The sequence below is a fragment of the Streptomyces sp. NPDC051963 genome, assembly GCF_044593495.1.
GTDB lineage: Bacteria > Actinomycetota > Actinomycetes > Streptomycetales > Streptomycetaceae > Streptomyces.
In genome coordinates, this window is record NZ_JBIUCC010000005.1 from 712438 (window position 1) to 729422 (window position 16985).

Below are 16985 nucleotides of genomic sequence, written 5' to 3' on the forward strand. Positions count from 1 at the left end.
CTGCACGGGAACAAGGTTATGATCCGGGTCAAGTTGACCACTGCATCAATGGCCTCACCAGCCAGTGCACCACCGGGGAGCGACCTGTGGAACACGACGTGTACGACGTTGCCGACGCGTCCGGCGTGTACAACGGCATGGCCGCCACCCAACTGCACGGGGTGGCCTGGCAGAAGAGCAGGCACAGCAACTCGCAGGGTTCCTGCGTGGAGTTCGCGCGGCTGCCCGGCGGCGACGTCGCGGTGCGCAACTCGCGCTTCCCGGACGGTCCCGCGCTCGTCTACACGCGCGCGGAGATCGAGGCGATGCTCCTGGGCATCAAGGACGGCGAGTTCGACCACTTGATTGCGGGCTGAGATCCGGTCGGCCGGGCGGCAACTCAGGGCGGTCGTCCCCTGACCTTGAGTAACGCGCGTAGAACCGCGGCCCGAAAGAGGGCCGCGGTTCATCACTCGGCGGAATGCGGTGTCGGCAGCAGGAACAGCGCCCAGACGACCTTGCCGCCCAGCGTGCCGGCGAGCGGGTGCCAGCCCCAGCTGTCACTGAACGAGTCGACCAGGAACAGGCCACGGCCGGACTCCGCCGAGAAGTCGTCCGAATCGCGCGCTACCGGACTGTCGTCGCTCGGGTCACGCACCGCGCACACCAGCCGCTCGGTCCAGCGCATCAAGTGCAGCCGCACGGGCGGTATCTGCTCCGGGACGCGCGGGGTGGGCGGCGACGGCAGGGCGTGCCGCAGGGCGTTGGTGACCAGTTCGGAGACGACCAGGCACACGTCGTCGAAGCGGTCGCCCAGTTCCCACTGGTCGAGCGTTCTGCCGGTGAACTGCCGCGCCTCGCGCACCGCTTCGTAGCGGGCGGGCAGGGCACAGGAGGCGGCGTTGGACACGGCCGCGGGATCCAGCGGCGGAAGGCCCTGCCGTAACGGCTCGAGCATGGTCGATCCATTCGTCCCCATGCGAGGCACTCCCGGGAATCGCGGTCGTTGCGATGCAGATGCAGCGGTGACGCGGGACCATGGTTTCTGATGAGCCAACCAGATGCAAGGGCAGATGCACGTGCACGCGACCGAATTGGACCCTCCCGTACCGCTTCTTGGTCATTTTTTCTGCCCACTTCTCATCTGTTGGTCGCCTCTCTTCCCTTGAACCCGAGTGGAATCTTTGGCTTCTTTCCATCTCTGTAATCGGACGAGTACTGCTCGGAGTGTTTTAGTGGCAGACTTCGGGCCCTGAAGACGGTTGGGGAGGCTGGCGAACGTGAGTGCGGGAGAGCCCGGATCGGTGGTGCGGCGGATGCTGCTCGGCTCGCAACTCAGGCGACTGCGTGAGACGCGAGGCATCACGCGCGAGGCCGCGGGGTACTCCATCCGCGCCTCCGAGTCGAAGATCAGCCGGATGGAGCTGGGCCGGGTGAGCTTCAAGACACGGGACGTCGAGGATCTGCTGACGCTGTACGGCATCACGGACGAGGCGGAGCGAACCTCGCTGCTCTCCCTCGCCAGGGAGGCCAACGTGGCGGGTTGGTGGCACAGCTATTCGGACGTTCTGCCCAGCTGGTTCCCCACGTACGTGGGCCTGGAGGGCGCGTGTTCCCTCATCCGCGCCTATGAAGTCCAGTTCGTGCACGGCCTGCTCCAGACCGAGGCGTACGCCCGCGCGGTCGTCCGGCGCGGCATGAAGGGCGCGAGCACCGCGGACGTGGAGCGGCGGGTGACGCTGCGCCTGGAGCGGCAGAAGTACCTCGTCGACGAGAGCGGCCCCGAGTTCCACATCGTCCTCGACGAGGCCGCCCTGCGCCGCCCGTACGGCGACCGTGAGGTGATGCGCGGTCAGCTCCAGCACCTCATCGAGGTGTCCGAGCGGCCCAACGTACGGCTCCAGATCATGCCGTTCAGCTTCGGCGGCCACTCCGGCGAGAGCGGCGCGTTCACCATCCTCAGCTTCCCGGAGTCCGACCTGTCGGACGTCGTCTACCTGGAGCAGCTCACCAGCGCGCTGTACCTCGACAAGCACGAGGACGTGGCCCAGTACGAGAAGGCCCTCAAGGAGCTCCAGCAGGACAGCCCGGGGCCGGACGAGAGCCGCGATCTTCTCCGGGGTCTCCTTCAACTCTCTTGAAACACAAGTACGATGACTTGTGATCAGACCGTGAAGTCGATCGACGACGAGCGCTGTCGATCGGGTGTCTGCTAGGGATTGAGGGATCACATGTCGTCCTACTTCACCGACCTGGCTCAGCAGTACATCGACGGTGAATGGCGCCCGGGTACAGGCTCCTGGGACATCATCGACTTCAACCCGTACGACGGTGAGAAGTTGGCGTCGATCACCATAGCCACGGTCGACGAGGTCGACGAGGCGTACCGAGCGGCCGCCCGCGCCCAGAAGGAGTGGGGGGCGACCAACCCGTATGCGCGCCGTGCGGTGTTCGAGAAGGCTCTGCGGCTGATCGAGGAGCGCGAGCAGGAAATCACCGAGGTGATCATCGCCGAGCTCGGCGGCACGCATCTGAAGGCCGGCTTCGAACTCCACCTCGCCAAGGAGTTCCTGCGCGAGGCGATCCATCTGGCGCTGCGCCCCGAGGGGAAGATCATCCCGTCTCCGGTGGACGGTAAGGAGAACCGCGTCTACCGCGTGCCGGTCGGCGTCGTGGGCGTGATCAGCCCCTTCAACTTCCCCTTGCTGCTCTCCCTCAAGTCGGTCGCCCCGGCCCTCGCCCTGGGCAACGGCGTCGTCCTCAAGCCGCACCAGAACACACCGATCTGCGGTGGCTCCCTGGTCGCGAAGATATTCGAGGACGCGGGCCTCCCGGCCGGCCTGCTGAACGTGGTCATCACCGACATCGCCGAGATCGGCGACGCCTTCATCGAGCACCCGATCCCGAAGGTCATCTCCTTCACCGGCTCCGACAAGGTCGGCCGCCACGTCGCCACCGTCTGCGCCTCGCTCTTCAAGCGCTCGATCCTCGAACTCGGCGGCAACAGCGCGCTGGTGGTGCTCGACGACGCGGACATCGACTACGCGGTCGACGCGGCGGTCTTCAGCCGGTACGTCCATCAGGGCCAGGTCTGCATGGCCGCCAACCGTGTCCTGGTGGACCGGACGGTCGCCGACGCGTTCACCGAGAAGTTCGTCGCCAAGGTCCGGACGCTGAAGGTCGGCGACCCGCGCGACCCGCAGACCATCATTGGCCCGGTCATCAACTCCTCGCAGGCGGACGCCCTTTCGGCCACCGTCGAGCAGGCGATCGCCGACGGCGCGACGGCCCTGGTGCACGGCACGACCACCGACAACCTGGTCGAGCCCTCGGTCCTCACCGACGTCCCCGCCGACTCTCCCCTCCTCAAGCAGGAGGTCTTCGGACCGGTCGCCTTCCTCATCACCTTCGACGGCGAGGAGGAGGCCGTACGCCTCGTCAACGACACGCCGTACGGCCTGAGCGGCGCGGTGCACACCGGCAACATCGAGCGCGGCGTGAACTTCGCCAAGCAGATCGACACCGGCATGTTCCATGTGAACGACGGCACCGTCCACGACGAGCCGATCGTCCCCTTCGGCGGCGAGAAGAACTCCGGCCTCGGCCGTCTGAACGGCGAGACGATGCTGGACGCCTTCACCACGACGAAGTGGATCTCGGTGCAGCACGGTCGGAGCGGGTTCCCGTTCTAAGGGTTGGGCCCACTGGACATGCATCTAGGTGCATGTCTGCTACGTGTCCCATTGCGGAGGCGCGAGGCAAACTTGGCGAGCATTTCGCCGGCCGAGCTGGAAGACCTGGAGGTGCCCTCGCGCTTGCTCGCCTGGAGCGGCCCTCAACGCCGCTGCCGGGCACCTCAAGGAGGACCCGAACAGTGTCGACGTGCTCCTGCATGCCACCGACCAACTCGCGGAGAGCGAGCGGCCGGAGGGCTCGCGTGCCTGGGGTGTGCAGCACCGTCGCCTCCATCACGGCCCCTGGCGCATCCCGTACCGCATCGATCAGGACACGAGCACGCTCCACATCGAGCACGTCGGACGCACGGCCGTATGACCTGACCGCGAGTCCCTCGACGGAGAGACCGCCTTCGGGTCAGTGCCGCGGCCGAAAGCTGAGGTCATAACCTGGACCGCATGTCAGCGATCCGTCTCCTCGTGCTCGGTGCGGTCCGCCAGCACGGGCGGGCCCACGGGTACCAGGTGCGCAACGACCTGGAGTACTGGGGCGCACACGAGTGGTCCAACGCCAAGCCCGGCTCGATCTACCACGCCCTGAAGCAGATGGCGAAACAGGGGTTGCTGCACGCGCACGAGATCGCCCCGTCCACGGCAGGCGGGCCGCCGAGGACCGAGTACGAGATCACCGACAAGGGCATCGAGGAGTACCTCCGGCTGGTGCGCGAGGCGCTGACCTCGTACGACCAGAAGATGGACGTCAAGTCGGCGGCCATCGGCTTCATCGTCGACCTGCCGAGGGCCGAGGCGGTGGCGCTGCTCAAGGAGCGCATCCGGCGCATCGAGGAGTGGCGCTCCGCCGTCACGGAGCACTACTCCCCCGAGGAGGGCCCCGAACAGCTCGGTCACATCGGCGAGATCATGAACCTCTGGGTCCACAGCGCCGACGCCGAGGCCGCGTGGGCCCTGGGGCTCATCGCGCGGATCGAGGGCGGCGCATACACGTTCGCGGGGGAGGGCGAGCCGTTCGTCGGCATCCTCGCCGAGGGGCAGGAGAACCCGTTCGCCACGGAGGAGCGGCATCCGGGAGACCGTCGCTGAGTCGAAGCGGCACTAATCAAGTTTGACCAATGGGGCTCGGGGTATTACCCTCCCGCTGGTAGTCAAACTTGACTAGCGAGGAGTGGCATTGGTCGACACGGCGATCACCGTCGAAGGCGCACACAAGAAGTACGGCGACAAGAAGGCACTGGACGGGCTCGACCTCGAGGTCGCGCGCGGCACGGTGCACGGAGTACTCGGCCCGAACGGCGCCGGCAAGACGACCCTGGTCCGCGTCCTGTCCACCCTGCTGCGGCCGGACGGCGGCCGTATCGAGGTGGCGGGGCACGACGTACTGACCGAGGCCCAGGCGGTCCGCTTCCGCATCGGCCTGCTCGGCCAGCACGCGGCGCTCGACGAGGAACTCGGCGGCCGCCAGAACCTGGAGATGTTCGGCCGCCTCTACCACCTGGGCGCCCGCCACGCGCGCGTGCGGGCCGACGAGCTCCTGGAGCGCTTCGGCCTCGAGGACACCGGACGCAAGGCGGTCAAGCAGTACAGCGGCGGCATGCGGCGCCGCCTCGACCTGGCCGCCTCCCTGATCACCGACCCGGAGGTGCTCTTCCTGGACGAACCCACGACCGGCCTCGACCCGCGCGGCCGTGCCGAGGTGTGGGCCGCGGTCCGTTCCCTGGTCGGCGGCGGTACGACGGTCCTGCTCACCACCCAGTACCTGGAAGAGGCCGATCAGCTCGCCGACCGCATCTCGGTCGTCGACCGGGGCCGGGTCATCGCCGACGGCACCGCGGACCAGCTGAAGCGGCTGATCGGCGGCGACCGCATCGACGTCGTCCTGCGCGACGCCGGACAGCTGGGGGCCGCCGTGGCCCTGCTGCCCGTGCCGAAGGACGACATCTCGGTCGACCCCGACCGCCGGCTGCTCAGCGCCCCGGTCACCGACCGGATGGCGGCGCTCTCCGGGGTCGTACGGGCCCTGGAGGCGGCCGGGATCGAGGCCGAGGACGTCGCCCTGCGGCGTCCGACGCTGGACGAAGTGTTCCTGCACCTGACGGCTGACCGCGTGAAGGAGGCCGTGTGACCACATACGCACTGACCGACTCCTGGACCATGACCCGCCGCGAACTCGCCCACTGGGCGCGGCAACCGGTCCAGATGGTCGTCGGGCTCGTCTTCCCGGTGATGCTGCTGCTGATGTTCGGCTACCTCATCGGCGGCGGCCGGGGCGTGCAGGGCGAGTACGTCGACTACCTGGTGCCCGGCATGCTGGCGCTCACCATGGCCTTCGGCCTGGAGGGCACGATGATCGCCGTCACCCAGGACCTCAACAAGGGCGTGATCGACCGCTTCCGCTCGATGCCGATGACCAACGGGGCGGTCCTGGTGGGCCGTTCGACCGCCGACATGCTCCAGTCGGCGGTCAGCCTGGTCGTGATGATCGGCGTCGGGTACGCGATCGGCTGGCGGGCGAGCGGCTCGGTGGGCGGGTTCCTGGGCGCGCTCGGCCTGTTGCTGCTGTTCCGGTTCGCGATGCTGTGGATCGGCATCCACCTGGCGATGGTCGCGGGGAAGCCGGAGATGGTGCAGGCCGTCCAGATCCTGGTCTGGCCGGTCGGTTTCCTCTCCAACGCCTTCGCCACCCCCGACTCCATGCCCGCCTGGCTGGGCACGGTCGTCGAGTGGAACCCGATGTCCCAGACGGCGACCGCCGTCCGGGACCTGTTCGGAACCCCGGGCGGCGAACCGGGCCACATCTGGGCGGCCGTGGTCTGGCCGGTGATCCTGCTCGCGGTGTTCTTCCCGCTGGCGGTACGGCGGTTCGGGCGGCTCAGCCGCTGAGCGGTCCGCCGGAGGGGCGGTGGGGGCTGGTCGGACAGTCCCCACCGCCCTTCGGCGCGCTCAGTGGTGGAAGCCGGTGGCCGCCTCCTTGTCCCTGGTCTGCGGATGCGCCTGCCGGCGAAGTTCCGGCAGCAGGCTGGAAAGGTCGTCGATGAACAGTTCGGCGAGGTCGGCCGAGAACCCGTTGCGGCAGACGACCCGCACCACGGACAGGTCCTCACGGTTCGGCGGGAAGGTGTACGCCGGCACCAGCCAGCCCCGCTCCCGCAGCCGCCGGGAGACGTCGAAGACGTCGTACGCCGTCACGTCCGGGCCGGTCGTGAAGGCGAAGACGGGCAGCTGGTCGCCGTGGGTCAGCAGCCGGAAGTCACCGAGCGCCGCCACGCGGTCGGCGAGGCTCCGCGCCACGTCCCGGGTGGACTGCTGCACCGCACGGTAGCCCTCGCGGCCCAGCCGCAGGAACGTGTAGTACTGCGCGACCACTTGGGCGCCGGGGCGGGAGAAGTTCAAGGCGAAGGTGGGCATGTCGCCGCCCAGGTAGTTCACGCGGAAGACGAGCTCCTCGGGCAGTTCGGCGGGGGAGCGCCACAGGGCCCAGCCGACGCCCGGGTAGACCAGCCCGTACTTGTGCCCGGAGGTGTTGATCGACGCCACGCGCGGGAGGCGGAAGTCCCACACCAGGTCCTCGTCGAGGAAGGGCGCGACCATCGCACCGGACGCGCCGTCGACATGCACCGGGATGTCGAGGCCGGTGCGTGCCTGGAGGTCGTCCAGGGCCGCGCACAGGTCCGCGATCGGCTCGTACGACCCGTCGAAGGTGGAGCCGAGGATGCCGACGACCCCGATGGTGTTCTCGTCGCACAGCTCGGCGGCCGCCTGTGGATCGAGGTGGAACCGGTCGCCCTCCATGGGGACCAGCCGGGGCTCCACCTCCCAGAAGTTGCAGAACTTGTCCCAGCAGACCTGGACGTTGACGCCCATGACCAGATTCGGGCGGCCGCCGGTGTTCCGTTTGCTCCACCGGCGCTTCAGGGCCATCCCCGCGAGCATGCACGCCTCGCTCGACCCGGTGGTGGAACAGCCCACGGCCGCCGACGGATCCGGCGCGTTCCACAGGTCGGCGAGCATCGCCACACAGCGCCGCTCCAGCTCGGCGGTGCGCGGGTACTCGTCCTTGTCGATCATGTTCTTGTCCCGGCACTCCGCCATCAGGATCCCGGCCTGCGGTTCCATCCAGGTGGTGACGAAGGTGGCGAGGTTGAGGCGGGAGTTGCCGTCCAGCATCAGCTCGTCGTGCACGATCTGGTACGCCGTCGTGGGCGGCAGCGGGCTGTCCGGCAGCCGGTGCTTGGGCGGGGCCTCGGTCATGCCGCCGACCGGATTGGTCTCGCCGTAGAACGGGTTGACGGACATCGGGCGCTCGTCGGGCTTCTGCGGACCTTTGTGAAGCGGCATGAATGTCTCCCAGGGAGGTTCAGCGGACCGGGGTTCCGTCCTTGCGCAGCTGCATCTGCGGTCGGCCCGTCACCAGCAGCCAAGCGGGCAACGAGGCGATGCACAACAGGGCGAGGATCGCGGGCGAGGCCACCAGCACGGCGGCCGTGAACAGGCTCAGCCAGCCCTGCCGGGTGATCGCGAGGAGCACGCCCAGTACGCCGGCGGCGACTCCTAGCGCGGGATGCACCTCGGGCACGAGGGCGTGTGCGCACAGACCGAGGGCGGTGCCGACGAACACGGCGGGGAAGATCCGCCCACCGCGGAAGCCGCAGCAGGTGGCGACGAGCAGCGCGGCCAGCTTCACGACCGCCATGGTCGCGAACTCACCCGCCGACCAGCCGTCCGGATCGGCGGCCAGCTCCCCCATCTCCTCCAGCCCCTTGAAGAGCGTCAGATGCCCGCCCAGGGCCGCCAGCAGGCCCAGTACGAGCCCGCCCACCGGCAGCGCCAGCATGGGGTGCCGGAGCCGGGCGAAGGCGGCATGGACGTACGGGAGGAGGCGGACCGCGCACATGCCGAGCAGGGCGGCCACGGACGCGACCACCAGGGCGGCCAGCAGATCGTCCCAGCCGGGGTCGCCGAAAGGGGGCAGATCCAGGTCGAAGGTCGGCTCGTCCACGAGGGCGGTGGTCAGGGATCCGGCCGCGGCGGCGACGAGCGGCCCGAAGACGCTGTCCCACAGTGCGCCCTTCAGTTGCCGTCCGGCCAGCGCCTCGGAGATCAGCAGTGCCGCCGCCACCGGTGTGCCGAACAGCGCACCGATCGTCGCCGCCTCCGCGAGCATCACCCACAGCGCGCCCGGCGTCCGGGGCAGCAGCCGGTTGCCCAGCCACAGGGCGAGCGCGACGTTCACGGCGATGATCGGGTTCTCGGGCCCGAGGCTCGGCCCGCCGGCCAGCATCAGCATGGTCGCCAGCAGCAGGCCCGGCAGCACGACGGGCGGCAGCGGCACCGCCTCCAGACCGGTGGTCGCCGGGTCCGGACCGGCGTGCCCGGGCATCTTCCACACCACCAGCCCGACCAGCAGGCCGGTCGCGGTGAGCATGACGATCATCCACAGCACGGAGTAGCGGCCCACGCCGAGTGCGTCCGGCAGGTCCTGCCAGAGCGCGTCCTCGAGCTGCCCGGCCAGCGCCTCCACCCCGAGCAGGAGCAGGCTCGCGCCCACGCCGACGACCAGAGCGGGGAGGATCAGGGGCAGCAGTGCGCGTGCCGGGGTCGCCGGGGCGACGGAAGGCTGCTGCACGGTGTCCTGGGCCACGGGCTCACGATAAGGGGACAAATGGGACACGACATCCCGGAGTGCACGCCTTGGGACGGGGACTTGCACCTCACGTGGCGTGAGGGCCCAGCCTGAAGTGCGTACCCAGAAGGGAGCGGAAGTGAGCTACTCGGTGGGCCAGGTGGCCGGATTCGCCGGCGTGACCGTGCGCACGCTGCACCACTACGACGACATCGGCCTGCTCGTCCCGAGCGAGCGCAGCCATGCGGGCCATCGGCGGTACGGCGACGCCGACCTCGACCGGTTGCAGCAGATCCTGTTCTACCGCGAGCTCGGCTTCCCGCTCGACGAGGTCGCCGCCCTGCTCGACGACCCGGACGCGGACCCGCGCGCGCATCTGCGCCGCCAGCACGAGCTGCTGACCGTCCGGATCGAGAAGCTGCAGAAGATGGCGGCGGCCGTGGAACACGCCATGGAGGCACGCAAGATGGGCATCAATCTCACGCCTGAGGAGAAGTTCGAGGTGTTCGGGGACAAGGACCCCGACCAGTACGCCGAGGAGGCGGAGCAGCGCTGGGGCGGCACGGAGGCGTACGCCGAGACCCAGCGCCGCGCAGCGGGTTACACCAAGGAGGACTGGCAGCGCATGCAGGCCGAGGTGGCCGACTGGGGCGCGCGCTACGACGCCCTGATGACCGCCGGCGAGCCGCCGACCGGCGAGCGGGCCACGGCCATGGCCGAGGAACACCGGCAGCACATCTGCACATGGTTCTACGACTGCCCGTACGACGCGCACGTCGGTCTCGCCGAGATGTACATCTCCGACGAGCGCTTCAAGGCGTTCTACGACTCCATGCGCCCGGGCCTCGCCGAACACCTCAGGGACGCGATCACGGCGAACGCGGCCCGACACGCCTCCTAGTGCCCTGACCCGGGCGTTGTCCTACTCCCGGGTCAGGATCACCGCCGTCCCGTAGGCGCACACCTCCGTGCCCACGTCCGCCGCCTCCGACACGTCGAAGCGGAACATCAGCACGCCGTTGGCTCCACGCGCGCGTGCCTGTTCGACCAGCCGCTCCATGGCCTGGTTGCGGGTCTGCACCAGCGTCTTCGTCAGCCCTTTGAGCTCGCCGCCGATCATCGACTTGAGCCCGGCGCCGATCTGACTGCCCAGGTGCCGCGACCGTACGGTCAGCCCGAAGACCTCGCCCAGGACCTCCTGGACGCGATATCCGGGGATGTCGTTCGTCGTGACGACCAGTACATCCGGCTGGGGGCCCTGGCCGCCGCCGTAGTCCTCGATGCCCATGACACACAGCTTCGCCTCAGTCGGTCCACAGTGCATCCTGGAGACACCGGTGGAACCTGAGGCGGACACATTGCGTTGATAGCTTTGTCCGGCCGTACTGGACGCCGTACTTCCCAACCTTCAGGAGCCCGGAACCGTGACGACGCTTGCCCTCGGACCGAGCTGGCTGGATCCGAACACTCTGCTGGACAACTTCGGGATCTGGGGCCTGCTCCTCATCGTCTTCGCGGAGTCGGGCCTGCTCATCGGCTTCTTCCTGCCGGGTGACTCCCTGCTGTTCACGGCCGGTCTGCTGATCACGTCGAACCAGCTGGACTTCCCCCTGTGGGGCGCCATCGCCCTGATCTGCGTCGCCGCGATCCTCGGCGACCAGGCGGGTTACATGTTCGGCAAGAAGGTCGGTCCGTCGCTGTTCAACCGCCCGGACTCCCGGCTCTTCAAGCAGGAGAACGTCACCAAGGCCCACGAGTTCTTCGAGAAGTACGGCCCCAAGTCCCTGGTCCTGGCCCGCTTCGTGCCCATCGTGCGTACGTTCACGCCGATCATCGCCGGCGTCAGCGGCATGCGGTACCGCTCGTTCCTGATCTTCAACGTCGTCGGCGGCATCCTGTGGGGCGCCGGTGTGACCCTGCTCGGCTCCTGGCTCGGCAAGATCGACTTCGTCAAGGAGAACATCGAGGCGATCCTCATCCTGATCGTCCTCGTCTCCGTGGTCCCGATCATCATCGAGTTCCTGCGGGCCCGCTCCAAGAACAAGAAGAACCCGCCCCAGCGGGCCCCCCAGCCCCAGGTCATGGACGACGCCACGACCCAGCTCCGCCGCATCCCGCCGACCGACCAGGACCACGGCCGCCAGCAGTACGGCGACCAGCAGTACGGCGACTACTACAACCAGCCCCAGCCGCAGCAGTCGTACGCCCCGCAGCAGTACCCCCAGGGCCAGGGCTACCAGCAGCAGTACCCGTACAACGACAACGGCTACCCGCAGAGCTGAAGGAGACGCGCAGCGTCCCTTCAGGGGCGCGGGGAACTGCGCGACAAGCCACGACGAGCCCGCAGCCGCCGAAGGAGAGAAGCCCCCGAGCTCTCAGGCGCCCGGCGCTCAGAACCCCCGCGTCCTCTTGGCGGCCCGCCGCCCCGCCCCCGCCCCGCCGGGAATCCGCAGGAACAGCCGGGAGATCTCCGACCCGAGATTGACCCCGATCGCGATGGCCATCGCCAACGACGCGGCCTTGGCCAACGACACCAACCCCGCGTCCATCTCGTTCTGCGCGATCGACAACAGCCCGAAATATGTGGCCGACCCCGGCAACAGGGGCCCGATCGCCGCCGTCGTATAGGGCAGCGCGGAAGCGAACCGGTACCGCGACAGCAGCTGCCCGAACAACCCCACCAGCCCGGCCGCCACGGCCGTGGAAGCCACCGGAGAGAACTCCCCGGCGTAGTGCATCGCGCCGTACACCGACCAGGCGACACCGCCGTTGAGGGTCACGGCGAGCACGGTGGATCGTTCCTGCTGGAGCAGCACGGCGAAGGTCAACGACAGCAGCATCGACGCGCCGATCTGCCACAGCGGCCGTTGCTCCAGCCCGAGCCCCTCGTCCGGATTCAGCTCGGCGCCCAGCTTCACGCCGAAGTACAGAACCACCAGCACGCCGACGACGATGCCCACGAAGAAGTACAGGACCTCCAGCAGGCGTGCGGCCGCGGTGATGTAGAAGCCGGTCAGACCGTCCTGTACGCCCGCCACGAGCGCCCGCCCGGGCAGCAGCGCGAACAGCCCACCGGTGATGACCGCGGACGCCTTCACGTCGACGTGGGCGACCGTCAGCGCCACCCCGATCGCCGCCGGAGGCATCGCCGCGATCGTGAACTGGTAGAACTCCGGCAGCCCGCGCCCCGCGCACAGCCACGCCAGCCGGTCGCCGAGCATGGCGCCCAGCATGGCCGCGACGAACACGATCAGATCACCGCCGACGAGCACGGAGGCGGCCGCCGCGAGCAGCCCGCTGGCCAGGGTCAGCACCCAGGTGGGGTAGGGGTGCCGGTTGCGGCGGATCTCGGCGAGCCGCCGGTACGCCTCCTCCAGGGAGATCGGGATCTCCGGGTCGCTGAGGTCGTCGACGAGGTGGAACACGGCCGCGAGCCGCGTGTAGTCGGTGACGCGTCGGCGTACGGTCCGCGACGCCGTCACCGGGTCGTCGACCAGGGACGGCTGGTAGGAGATCGCCAGCAGGGTGAAGGTGACGTTCGGCTCGCAGCGGTCCAGCCCGTACGACCGGCAGACCGCGAGCATCGCCGTCTCGACGTCCTCCGCGCCCTCACCGCCCGCCAGCAGCAACTCGCCGATACGCAGGGTCAGGTCGAGCACGCGGGGGACGGCGGGCCCCTCGTCCTCCGCCTTGGGCACCGACTCCGGCGCGGGGCGCTCGGCGACCGGCAGCCGCAGCATCGTGCGCATCCGGTCCTGCCAGGGCACGTCCTTCGTCAGACTGACCGCCCGGATGCCGCTCGCCGGTGTGAACGCGGCCGGGGCGTGCCTCGCGCTGTACATCCGCGGCGTGGTGAACGCCGACCCCTCCAGCTCGTCGGCCGGCGGGTGGGAGACATCCAGTCCCTCGGGTACGGCGAACTCGGAGGTGGTCTCCGGCTCGACGACGCCCCCCTTGGGCACGGCCAGTCCCTGAGGGATCGCGAACTCCGACGTGACCTCGGAGTCGTAGACACTCCTTGCCTCGTCCGACCGCGGCTTGCGGTCCTCCGCGTCCGTCACTGCGCAGCGCTCCCTGTACGACCCGAATCGCAAGCCTCAGTATGCGCACAGACACGCGAGGGGGCCGCACGCGCCCGTGCGGCCCCCTCGCGTGTGGCAGGGATCAGTGACCGCCCTGCTCCTCGGCGCGCTTGTAGGACCGCTCGATCTCGGCCTCGGCGTCCGTGCGTCCCACCCAGTTGGCGCCCTCGACGGACTTGCCGGGCTCCAGGTCCTTGTAGACCTCGAAGAAGTGCTGGATCTCCAGGCGGTCGAACTCCGACACGTGGTGGATGTCGCGCAGGTGCTCCACCCGCGGGTCGTGCGCCGGGACGCACAGCAGCTTGTCGTCGCCGCCGGCCTCGTCCGTCATCCGGAACATGCCGATCGCGCGGCACTTGATGAGGCAGCCGGGGAAGGTCGGCTCGTCCAGGATGACCAGCGCGTCCAGCGGGTCGCCGTCCTCGCCGAGGGTGTTCTCGACGAAGCCGTAGTCGGCCGGGTAACTGGTCGAGGTGAAGAGTCGACGGTCCAGGCGGATCCGACCGGTCTCGTGGTCCACCTCGTACTTGTTCCGCGAACCCTTCGGAATCTCGATCGTGACGTCGAACTCCACCGGTGGCTCCTCCATGATCAGCACATAGTTCTGGTGGTTAAGTGTCCCTCACGCAGGTGTGTGATCGCGAAAGGGGCTGGTGGTCGTGCAAGAGCTGAGGCCGTGGCGGGCCGCGAGACCGCATGTGGTGCGGATCGCGAACGCCGTACGACCGCGTCTCGCACGAGCAGCGGACGCCGTACGACCGCGCGTCGAACGGGCCGCGGCAGCTGTGCGGCCGCGGGTCACGCGGCTGGCACGGGCCGCGAAACCGCAGGTCGCGCGGGGTACGGGGGTGAAGACCTGGCAGTACACCGCCGTCGCCGCCGTCGCCGGAGTGGCCCTGGCCGCGTCCGTGGTGACCGCGGTCGGCCCCTGGGACTCCTCCGGTCAGCGTACGGCCGAGCGCGATCGGGCCGCCGCCCAGGACCTCACGGGTGGCGCAGATCACGGTCGTAGTTCCGGTACGACAGCCAGGGCACCCCGGCCCGCCCCGAGTGCCGCATCCGTGCTGACCGGCCTCGGCGGTACCGCCAACACGGTGAAGTCCGCGCCGAACGGCAGAGCCCTCGCCGCCGTCCTGGACCCCCTTCTGAAGGACCCTGCGCTCGGCCGCCGGCACACCGCGTCGGTCGTGGACGTCGCCACCGGCAAGCAGCTCTACGGCTCCGGCGTCGACGCGGCGCTGACCCCCGCCTCCACCACGAAGATCGCCACCGCGGTCGCCGCCCTCTCCGCGATGGGCGCCGACCATCGCCTCACCACCCGCGCCGCCCTCGAACCCGACACCAGGGAACTCGTCCTCGTCGGCGGCGGCGACCCCACTCTCACGGCCCGCGAGGACGCCCAGGGCTGGGCGAGCCTGCGCACCCTGGCCGACAGGACCGCCGCGGCCCTGAAGAAGCGGGACATCGGCGAGGTGACGCTCTCGTACGACACCACGCTGTACGCCGGTCCCGAACTTCACCCCATCGGCGACAATCCCAACCTCGCCCCCGTCAGCGCCCTGATGGCCGACGAGGCCCGCACCGACGACTCGACGAGCGGCGAGGTCGAGCGGGTGAAGGACCCGGCGGCGGACGCGACCCGTAGGTTCGCGGCGTTCCTCAAGGACCACGGCATCAAGACGACCTCGCCCGGCCCCTCCAAGGCCACGGGCCGAGCCGACACCCTGGCGACGGTGCAGTCACCCCCGCTGTCCGCCCTGGTCGAGCGGATGCTGACCAACAGCGACAACGACATCGCCGAGGCCCTGGCCCGCCAGACCGCCGTCGCGACGGGCGGACAGGCGAGCTTCGACGGCGCGGGCAAGGCGATCAAGGACCGGCTGACGAAGCTCGGACTCCCCGTCACGGGCGCCGACTTCAAGGACGGCAGCGGCCTCAACCGCGACGACCGCCTCACGGCGGGCCTCCTCACGGGCCTGCTGGTGAAGTCCTCCGACCCCGCCCACCCCGAACTCCGCGCCGCCCTCACCGGCCTCCCCGTGGCAGGCTTCACCGGCACCCTGACCAGCCGCTACACGGACGGCGCGGCAGGCATCGTACGAGCGAAGACAGGCACTCTGACCGGCGTGAACGCATTGGCGGGAACGGTGGTGGACCAGGACGGACACCTGCTGGCGTTCGCGTTCCTGGCGTCGGACACGACGGATCCCGGGGCGGCACAGGCGGCGCTGGACAGGACGGCCACGGCGCTCGCTTCGTGCGGCTGTCGGTGACGGGTGTGCCGGGCCCCCGGCACACCGACGCCACCCCTGCCCACCCGCGCGGCCTGCCCCAAGTGGGAACGCTCACGTACCGTTGACGCATGACGAGCATCGGTGGTGCTGAGATGGTCGACTGGAATCTCGCGGTCGCGACCGCGACCCGGCTCGTACGGCCGGGCCCCGAGGTGAGCCGCGACGAGGCCAGGGCCGTCGTCACGGAGCTGCGCCGGCATGCCAAGTCCTCGGAGGAACACGTCCGGGGCTTCACCCGTATGGGCACGGACGCTGCCCACGACACCCCCGTACTCGTCGTCGACCGCCCGGGCTGGGTCCGGGCGAACGTCGCCGGGTTCCGGGAGATCCTGAAACCGCTGCTCGACAAGATGCAGGAGCGGCGCAGCAGTACCCCCGGCGGCGCGGTCCTCGGTGCGGTCGGCGGCAAGGTCACCGGCGTCGAGCTGGGCATGCTGCTGTCCTTCCTGGCCTCCCGCGTCCTCGGCCAGTACGAGACCTTCGCCCCGGACACCCGGGAACTGCCCGCCGGCGCGAACGGCGGCGGCAGGCTGCTGCTCGTCGCGCCGAACATCGTGCACGTCGAGCGCGAACTCGACGTACAGCCGCACGACTTCCGGCTCTGGGTGTGCCTGCACGAGGAGACGCACCGCACGCAGTTCACGGCGGTGCCCTGGCTGCGTGACCACCTGGAGGGCGAAATCCAGTCGTTCTTGGGGGAGACCGACGTCGACCCCATGACCGTCCTGGAGCGCATCCGGGAGGCGGCGCAGTCCCTCGCGGGCGGGCGTCCCGAGGGTGAGGAGGACGACGGTGGCCGTTCCCTCGTGGAGATCGTGCAGACCCCGGGACAGCGGGAGATCCTCGGTCGCCTCACCGCCGTGATGTCCCTGCTGGAGGGCCATGCCGACTTCGTGATGGACGGCGTCGGTCCGGCCGTCGTCCCGTCCGTCGCGGAGATCCGCGAGAAGTTCCAGCAGCGGCGCGCCAAGGGCGCCTCCCGACTGGACATGGCGCTGCGCAAGCTGCTGGGTCTGGATGCCAAACTCAGGCAGTACCGGGACGGCGAACGCTTCGTGAGCGCGGTCGTCGAGGAGGTCGGCATGGACGGCTTCAACCGCGTATGGACTTCCCCGAACACCCTGCCGACCAAGGCGGAGATCGCCAAACCGGCGGACTGGATCGCGCGGGTGCACCGCAAGGCCGAGTCGTGAATCCCGGCCTCAGGTGGTGAAAGGAAGCCGGACGTGGTGAAAGGAATCCGGCCGCCGACGGACGAACGCCCCTTCAATCACCCGTCCGAGGGACCGTGAGCCCTGGGTAGGCGTGCAATGCTCGG

At 69.4% G+C, this 16985-nt stretch carries 17 protein-coding genes; 11 read left to right on the forward strand and 6 right to left on the reverse strand.

Going from position 1 to position 16985, the window contains the following annotated elements; genetic code table 11:
• Window positions 1–86: 86 nt before the first annotated feature.
• The gene (locus tag ACIHFB_RS24030; RefSeq protein ID WP_400127850.1) at window positions 87–356 is read left to right on the forward strand and encodes a DUF397 domain-containing protein; all 270 of its coding nucleotides are present in this window, start codon (window positions 87–89) and stop codon (window positions 354–356) included.
• A 92-nt stretch (window positions 357–448) separates the two neighbouring features.
• Here ACIHFB_RS24030 and ACIHFB_RS24035 read toward each other — a convergent pair whose 3' ends face one another.
• Window positions 449–937 (reverse strand): ATP-binding protein, encoded by a 489-nt coding sequence (locus ACIHFB_RS24035; protein WP_365273150.1) that lies wholly within the window; start codon window positions 935–937, stop codon window positions 449–451.
• 358 nt (window positions 938–1295) lie between these two features.
• On the opposite strand from ACIHFB_RS24035, the gene ACIHFB_RS24040 reads away from it, so the two are divergent.
• The 6 genes from ACIHFB_RS24040 (at window position 1296) to ACIHFB_RS24065 (ending at window position 6551) form a co-directional block, all read left to right on the forward strand.
• Window positions 1296–2120, forward strand: a complete 825-nt coding sequence (locus ACIHFB_RS24040; RefSeq protein ID WP_365273441.1) for a helix-turn-helix transcriptional regulator — start codon at window positions 1296–1298, stop codon at window positions 2118–2120.
• 90 nt (window positions 2121–2210) lie between these two features.
• Window positions 2211–3671: an aldehyde dehydrogenase family protein gene (locus ACIHFB_RS24045; RefSeq protein WP_400127851.1), complete on the forward strand. Its 1461-nt coding sequence runs from the start codon at window positions 2211–2213 to the stop codon at window positions 3669–3671.
• Between the two features lie 190 nt (window positions 3672–3861).
• Window positions 3862–4032 (forward strand): type II toxin-antitoxin system RelE/ParE family toxin, encoded by a 171-nt coding sequence (locus tag ACIHFB_RS24050; RefSeq protein ID WP_400127852.1) that lies wholly within the window; start codon window positions 3862–3864, stop codon window positions 4030–4032.
• 80 nt (window positions 4033–4112) lie between these two features.
• Window positions 4113–4754: a PadR family transcriptional regulator gene (locus ACIHFB_RS24055; RefSeq protein WP_365273158.1), complete on the forward strand. Its 642-nt coding sequence runs from the start codon at window positions 4113–4115 to the stop codon at window positions 4752–4754.
• A gap of 88 nt (window positions 4755–4842) precedes the next feature.
• Window positions 4843–5793: an ATP-binding cassette domain-containing protein gene (locus ACIHFB_RS24060; RefSeq protein ID WP_365273161.1), complete on the forward strand. Its 951-nt coding sequence runs from the start codon at window positions 4843–4845 to the stop codon at window positions 5791–5793.
• Entirely contained in the window at window positions 5790–6551 is a 762-nt protein-coding gene (locus ACIHFB_RS24065; RefSeq protein WP_365273164.1) for an ABC transporter permease, read from the forward strand. Before ACIHFB_RS24060 ends, ACIHFB_RS24065 begins: the two co-directional genes overlap by 4 nt.
• A gap of 60 nt (window positions 6552–6611) precedes the next feature.
• Here ACIHFB_RS24065 and ACIHFB_RS24070 read toward each other — a convergent pair whose 3' ends face one another.
• A complete protein-coding gene (locus ACIHFB_RS24070; RefSeq protein ID WP_365273167.1) occupies window positions 6612–8006 on the reverse strand; it encodes a glutamate decarboxylase in 1395 nt (464 codons plus the stop codon).
• A 19-nt stretch (window positions 8007–8025) separates the two neighbouring features.
• Window positions 8026–9309 carry an ion channel protein gene (locus ACIHFB_RS24075; protein ID WP_365273170.1) on the reverse strand — a complete coding sequence of 428 codons (1284 nt, stop codon included), beginning with the start codon at window positions 9307–9309 and terminating at the stop codon, window positions 8026–8028.
• 121 nt (window positions 9310–9430) lie between these two features.
• On the opposite strand from ACIHFB_RS24075, the gene ACIHFB_RS24080 reads away from it, so the two are divergent.
• Entirely contained in the window at window positions 9431–10192 is a 762-nt protein-coding gene (locus tag ACIHFB_RS24080; RefSeq protein WP_400127853.1) for a MerR family transcriptional regulator, read from the forward strand.
• A 21-nt stretch (window positions 10193–10213) separates the two neighbouring features.
• Here the strand turns inward: ACIHFB_RS24080 and ACIHFB_RS24085 are convergent, their stop codons facing one another.
• Window positions 10214–10579: a YbjQ family protein gene (locus tag ACIHFB_RS24085; protein WP_365273176.1), complete on the reverse strand. Its 366-nt coding sequence runs from the start codon at window positions 10577–10579 to the stop codon at window positions 10214–10216.
• Between the two features lie 136 nt (window positions 10580–10715).
• Here ACIHFB_RS24085 and ACIHFB_RS24090 point away from each other — a divergent pair, with 136 nt between their 5' ends.
• Window positions 10716–11573 (forward strand): DedA family protein, encoded by an 858-nt coding sequence (locus ACIHFB_RS24090; protein WP_400127854.1) that lies wholly within the window; start codon window positions 10716–10718, stop codon window positions 11571–11573.
• Window positions 11574–11681: 108 nt separating this feature from the next.
• Here ACIHFB_RS24090 and ACIHFB_RS24095 read toward each other — a convergent pair whose 3' ends face one another.
• Together ACIHFB_RS24095 and ACIHFB_RS24100 are read right to left on the reverse strand one after the other, a co-directional pair.
• On the reverse strand, window positions 11682–13352 hold the full coding sequence (locus ACIHFB_RS24095; RefSeq protein WP_365273181.1) for a threonine/serine exporter family protein: 1671 nt from the start codon (window positions 13350–13352) through the stop codon (window positions 11682–11684).
• A 103-nt stretch (window positions 13353–13455) separates the two neighbouring features.
• A complete protein-coding gene (locus ACIHFB_RS24100) occupies window positions 13456–13947 on the reverse strand; it encodes an inorganic diphosphatase (protein ID WP_210593324.1) in 492 nt (163 codons plus the stop codon).
• Between the two features lie 79 nt (window positions 13948–14026).
• Here ACIHFB_RS24100 and dacB point away from each other — a divergent pair, with 79 nt between their 5' ends.
• Both dacB and ACIHFB_RS24110 read left to right on the forward strand, forming a co-directional pair.
• Complete coding sequence (gene dacB, locus ACIHFB_RS24105) at window positions 14027–15646, forward strand: D-alanyl-D-alanine carboxypeptidase/D-alanyl-D-alanine-endopeptidase (RefSeq protein ID WP_400127855.1); 1620 nt, start codon at window positions 14027–14029, stop codon at window positions 15644–15646.
• Between the two features lie 89 nt (window positions 15647–15735).
• Window positions 15736–16860: a zinc-dependent metalloprotease gene (locus ACIHFB_RS24110; RefSeq protein ID WP_365273188.1), complete on the forward strand. Its 1125-nt coding sequence runs from the start codon at window positions 15736–15738 to the stop codon at window positions 16858–16860.
• The last annotated feature ends 125 nt before the right edge of the window (window positions 16861–16985 follow it).